Raw genomic sequence first — 775 nt, 5'->3', positions numbered from 1 at the left:
CAATAGTGGCACGATAACTGACTTTAGTAATAATGCCGGTGGGAGTGTAACTACATTGCAAAATAACCAAGGGGGCACAATAAATACACTCACCAATCAAAGCACATTATCTACCATAGAGAATGCAGGGACTATTGTTAATGGAACAAATAATGGCACTATAACAAACTTTAATAATAATCAAAACACAGGGATAGTAGAAAACTTTACAAATAGTAATCAAATCAATACCTTTAATAATAATGGTGGAGAAGTGCAGAATCTTACCAATGCTCAAGGGGGAACGATAGCTGATTTTACGAATGCCACACAGGGGAGAGTAGATACTCTCACTAATGCTGGCACTCTAAGCAATCTCAATAATCAAACCAATGGCACGATGAATACGCTTACTAATACAGGAAGCATTACTGATGGGCAAAATAGCGGAACAATCACTACTTTTAATAATAATGCTACTGGGAATGTGCAAAGCTTTACTAATAGCACGGGTGGGAGCATAACAACCCTTACAAATGACACACAGGCAACCATAGATGATTTTACCAATGAAAGTGTTATTACTACCTTTACCAATAATGGCACAACGACAACGCTCACTAATAATAACAATGCGAGAATCGATACCCTTGAAAATAATCAAGGGGCTATGATAGAAAGTCTTAATAATGATGGAAGCGTTACCAATGCCTTTACTAACAATGGAGAGATAACTACTTTTAATAATATGAGTAATGGAGTGATAAATGGCTTTACTAACTCTAATACCGGACAA

General features: G+C 36.5%; 1 protein-coding gene. It reads left to right on the top strand.

Annotated elements, in window-relative coordinates:
• A partial coding sequence (locus tag QZ289_RS10405) for a hypothetical protein (RefSeq protein ID WP_295702310.1) occupies nt 1–775 on the top strand: 775 nt, incomplete at both ends.

The organism is uncultured Helicobacter sp. (assembly GCF_910577135.1).
Lineage (GTDB): Bacteria > Campylobacterota > Campylobacteria > Campylobacterales > Helicobacteraceae > Helicobacter_C > Helicobacter_C mastomyrinus.
This window is presented reverse-complemented; position numbering and strand designations above follow the sequence as displayed.